This is a genomic window from Amaricoccus sp., assembly GCF_036846665.1.
GTDB lineage: Bacteria > Pseudomonadota > Alphaproteobacteria > Rhodobacterales > Rhodobacteraceae > Amaricoccus.
The window spans coordinates 1-4,473 of sequence record NZ_DAIUBO010000273.1 but is presented as its reverse complement, the minus strand read 5'-3'; the positions used below and the strand labels follow the sequence as shown (position 1 = coordinate 4,473).

4 protein-coding genes are annotated in these 4,473 nt (G+C 72.1%); 1 reads left to right on the top strand and 3 read right to left on the bottom strand.

The window, feature by feature from the left end; translation table 11 throughout:
- Positions 1-48: 48 nt before the first annotated feature.
- Complete coding sequence (gene glcF / locus V7050_RS18450) at positions 49-1,338, bottom strand: glycolate oxidase subunit GlcF (protein WP_324374131.1); 1,290 nt, start codon at positions 1,336-1,338, stop codon at positions 49-51.
- Positions 1,339-1,351: 13 nt separating this feature from the next.
- The gene (locus V7050_RS18445) at positions 1,352-2,518 is read right to left on the bottom strand and encodes an FAD-binding protein (RefSeq protein WP_324368935.1); all 1,167 of its coding nucleotides are present in this window, start codon (positions 2,516-2,518) and stop codon (positions 1,352-1,354) included.
- A 109-nt stretch (positions 2,519-2,627) separates the two neighbouring features.
- Between V7050_RS18445 and V7050_RS18440 the strand changes: the two genes are divergently transcribed.
- Positions 2,628-2,993, top strand: coding sequence for a YbaN family protein (locus V7050_RS18440; RefSeq protein ID WP_324368937.1), 366 nt, complete (start codon positions 2,628-2,630; stop codon positions 2,991-2,993).
- Positions 2,994-3,187: 194 nt separating this feature from the next.
- Here the strand turns inward: V7050_RS18440 and V7050_RS18435 are convergent.
- The coding region (locus V7050_RS18435) for an FAD-linked oxidase C-terminal domain-containing protein (RefSeq protein ID WP_324410984.1) at positions 3,188-4,473 on the bottom strand (1,286 nt) is incomplete at its 5' end.

Genomic DNA, 4,473 nt, shown 5'->3' with positions numbered 1-4,473 from the left:
CCGCGAGCGGCAGCGCCGCCAGGAAGAGCGCGAGAAGGAGGATGCGCCTCACCGCCCGCTGAGCGCTGGCGGCCTCGGCCCGCCGGTCGCCCAGTCGAGCAGCTCGACGGTATGGACCACCGGCACCGACGTGGCCGAGCCGATCTGCATCATGCAGCCGATGTTGCCGGCGGCGATCACCTCCGGGCCGCGCTCGAGCAGGGTCGCGAGCTTGCGCGCCTTGAGCGCGGCGGAGATCTCGGGCTGCATCAGGTTGTAGGTCCCCGCCGAGCCGCAACAGAGATGCGCGTCCCGCGGCTCCACCACCTCGAAGCCGGCGGCCTTCAGCAGCGCCTTGGGCGCCGAGCGGATCTGCTGGCCGTGCTGGAGCGAGCAGGCGGCGTGATAGGCGACGCGCAGCGGCGGCGCCTCGACGGCGGCGAGCCCGAGATCCTCCATCACCTCGCTCACGTCCCGCGCCAGCCCCGCCACCCGCGCCGCCTCCGCGGCTAGGGGGTCGTTGCGGAACATGTGGCCGTAATCCTTGACCGTGGTGCCGCAGCCGGAGGTGTTGATGACGATGGCATCGAGCCCCGCGCCCTCGACCTCACGCATCCATGCCCGGATGTTTTTCGCAGCCGAAGCATGGCTTTCCGCAGTCTTTCCCATGTGATGAGTGAGCGCCCCGCAGCAGCCGGCGCCCTCCGCGATCACCACCTCGCAGCCGTGCCGCGTCAGGAGCCGGATCGTCGCCTCGTTGATGTCGGTGTTGAGCGCGCGCTGGGCGCAGCCGGTCATCAGCGCCACCCGTCGCCGCCGCGCGCCCTCGGCCGGAAAGACCTGCGGGTCGTCCATGCGGCTGACCGGCGGGATCGACTTCGGCGCCATCTCGAGCATGGCCCTCAGCCGAGGATCGGGCAGAAGCCCCGCGAAGGGCCGCCCGATCCTGGCCCCGAGCAGGGCCAGCCGGAACCGCCGCGGATAGGGCAGGATGCGCGCGAGCGTCCAGCGGAGCCACCGCTCGAAGCGCGGCCGCCGGTAGGTGCGCTCGATGTGATCCCGCGCGTGATCGACCAGATGCATGTAATGCACCCCCGAGGGGCAGGTCGTCATGCAGGCGAGGCAACTCAGGCAGCGGTCGATGTGCCGGACGGTCTTCTCGTCCGCCGGCCTCCCCGCCTCCAGCATGTCCTTGATGAGGTAGATGCGCCCGCGCGGGCTGTCGAGCTCGTCCCCGAGCACCTGGTAGGTCGGACAGGTCGCGGTGCAGAAGCCGCAATGCACGCAGGCGCGCAGGATCTCGTTCGACCGCGCGATGCCGGGGTCGCGCAGCTGCTCGGGGGTGAAATTCGTCTGCATCGCACCCCTCCGCTCAGGCCGGGACCGGTTCGCGTGGCGCCATCAGCCCGGGATTGAGCACGCCCTTCGGATCGAAGCGTGCGCGCAACCCGGCCGCGATCGCCGCCACCGGCGGCGACTCGGGATGGAAGACGCCCCATCGGGCGCGGGCCTCGGCGCCGGCGCGCACCAGCGTCGCATGCCCCGGCACGCCGGCGAGCGCGGCCCGCAGGTCGAAATCCTCCGGCGCCAGCGCCCAGATCAGCCCGCCGCCCCAGTCGAGCATCACCTCCGCCGGGCCGAGCCGCGCCGCGACCCGCGCGCCGTCGGTGGGCTTGACCGAGATCCGCCAGACCGCGCCCTCGCGCCCGCCGAGCCGCGCCGCGTCGCGGATCGCCGGCCAGTCGCCCGGACCCTCCACCACGCGCGCCGCCCCGAAGCGCCGGAGCGCGCGCGCCAGCTCACTGGTGCGGTAGGCCACCGAGCCGGCGAGACCCTCGAGCCGCAGCCGCGTGGCCGAGGCTTCCCCCGCCCCCGCGGGCAGATGCGCCGCCGCCGAGACCTGGAAGGGCGTGCCGAGCGCTGCAGTCATCGCCCCGACCGCCTCCTCGGCAGGAAGCCCGTCGAGCACCACGCTCGCGGTGACCGCGGGCCCGGGCAGCAGCTTGAACGCCACTTCCGTGATGACCCCGAGCGTGCCGTGGCTTCCCGCGAGCAGCTTGACGAGGTCGAGCCCGGTGACGTTCTTCATCACCCGCCCGCCGTTCTTGACCACCGCCCCGGTGCCGTCGACGAAGCGGATGCCGATCATGCTGTCGCGGCAGGCGCCGGCCTGGATGCGCCGCGGCCCGGAGGCGTTGGTCGCCACCACCCCGCCGATTGTCGGCATGCCGGTCCGTCCGGTCAGTGCCCGCGCGTCCCAGGGCTCGAAGGGTAGGACCTGCCCCTCCGCCGCCAGCGCCGCCTCGACCTCGGCGAGCGGCGTGCCGGCCCGCACCACCAGCGTCAGCGCACCGGGCTCGTAGAGGCTGATGCCGCTCAGGCCCGCGGTGGAGAGCCGTGCCGCCCCCTCCGCAGCGGGTCCTGCGCGCGTGCCGCCGCCGCGGATCGCGAAGCCCCCGCCCCGCGCCCCCGCCTCGCGGATCAGTTCGGCGAGCTCCGCCTCGGTATGCGGCTGGAATTCGGTCATGGTCGCGGCCATCGCCTCCCTGCCCGATCATGTCCGCAAACACCGAAGCAAGGCAAGCCATCGCAATGATGGCCCGGGCGCACTATCCTTACCGGGGAGAGGCAATCGTCGGGAGACAGTCTTGGGTCGCATCTTCTGGACCGGGATGGGCAGCACTTTCCTCGCGCTCGGCGCGATCGGCGTCCTGCTGCCGCTGCTGCCGACGACGCCCTTCGTGCTGCTGGCGGCCTTCGCCTTCGCCCGCGGCTCGCCCCGCCTGCACCACTGGCTCGAGACCCATCCGCGCTTTGGCCCGCCGACTCGCGACTGGGAGCGATACGGCGCCATCGCCCCGCGCGCCAAACGGCTGGCCACGGCACTCATGGCCCTGACCCTCGCGCTCAGCTTCCTTGCCGGCCTGCCACTCCGCCTCCTCGCCATCCAGGCCGCCTGCCTCGCCGGTGCCGCAACCTTCGTGCTCACCCGCCCCGACGGCCCACGGGACTGAACCGCCACCGCGGTCCCTTCGGCTGACCGATGCAGCCTTTGCCAGCGCGGCGGCCGGTCAGGTCGACCCCGGCCAACGGGACCTTGCCGCCCTCTCATCGTCGGGTGATTGCTTCGCTGCGTTGCCGCAACTGCCATGCGCCGGCTGCCGGGACACGGTCGGGAGTGGGACCGACCGCCCGCACCCGGCCCGGATCACGCCGCGCGGCGGGCCTTCGAGCTTTCCAGCGGGAAGACCTTGGCCGGATTCAGCAGCCAGTCGGGGTCGAAGACGTCCTTGACCCACAGCTGCGCCTCGATGTCCTCGGGCGCGTATTGCACCGCCATCAGGTCGCGCTTCTCGACGCCGACCCCGTGCTCGCCGGTCAGGCATCCCCCCACCTCGACGCAGAGCGTCAGGATGTCGGCCCCCAGCGCCTCGGCCTTCTCGAGCTCCCCCGGCGCATTCGCGTCGTAGAGGATCAGCGGATGCATGTTCCCGTCGCCGGCATGGAAGACATTGGCCACGGCGAGCCCGTAGCCCGCGGTCATCTCGCCAATGCGCCGCAGCACCTCCGGCAGGGCGCTCACCGGGATGGTGCCGTCGAGGCAGATGTAGTCGTTGATCTGCCCCATGGCGCCGAAGGCCGCCTTGCGGCCCTTCCAGATCAGCGCGCTTTCCGCCGCCGAGCGGCTCTCGCGCAGCTCCTCGGGATCGTGGCGCCGCGCGATCTCGGTGATCTTGGCGAGCTGCTCGGCGATCTCGGCCTCCGCGCCCTCGACCTCGACGATCAGGAGCGCCTCCACGTCCGGATAGCCGGCATGGGCGAAATCCTCGCAGGCGCGGATGCAGGGCCGGTCCATGAACTCGATCGCCACCGGCAGCACCCCGGCCTTGATGATGTCGCGCACGCAGGCGCCCGCGACCTCGTTGGAGCCGAAGCCCATCAGCACGGGACGCGCGCCCTCCGGCTTCTTCAGGATGCGCAGCACCGCCTCGGTCACCACGCCGAGCTGCCCCTCCGAGCCGCAGATCACCCCGAGCAGGTCGTAGCCCGAAGCGTCGAGATGCGCGCCGCCGAGCTCCACCACCGTGCCGTCCATCAGCACCATGGTCACGCCGAGCAGGTTGTTGGTGGTCACGCCGTATTTCAGGCAATGCGCGCCGCCGGAGTTCATCCCGATATTGCCGGCGATGGCGCAGGCGAGCTGGCTCGACGGATCGGGCGCGTAGAAGAAATCCTCGTGCTCCACCGCCCCGGTCACGCTGAGGTTTGTCCGCCCGGTCTGCAGACGGATGAAACGGTTCGCGTAATCCGTCTCCAGCACCGCCGTCAGCCGCGCCACGCCGAGGACCACGCAATCGGCCGTCGGCAGCGCCCCACCCGCGAGGCTGGTCCCCGACCCCCGCGGCACCACCGGCACGCGCTCGCCGTGGCAGAGCCTGAGCACCGCGGCGACTTCCTCGGTGGAGGCCGGCAGCACCACCGCCAGCGGCGGGC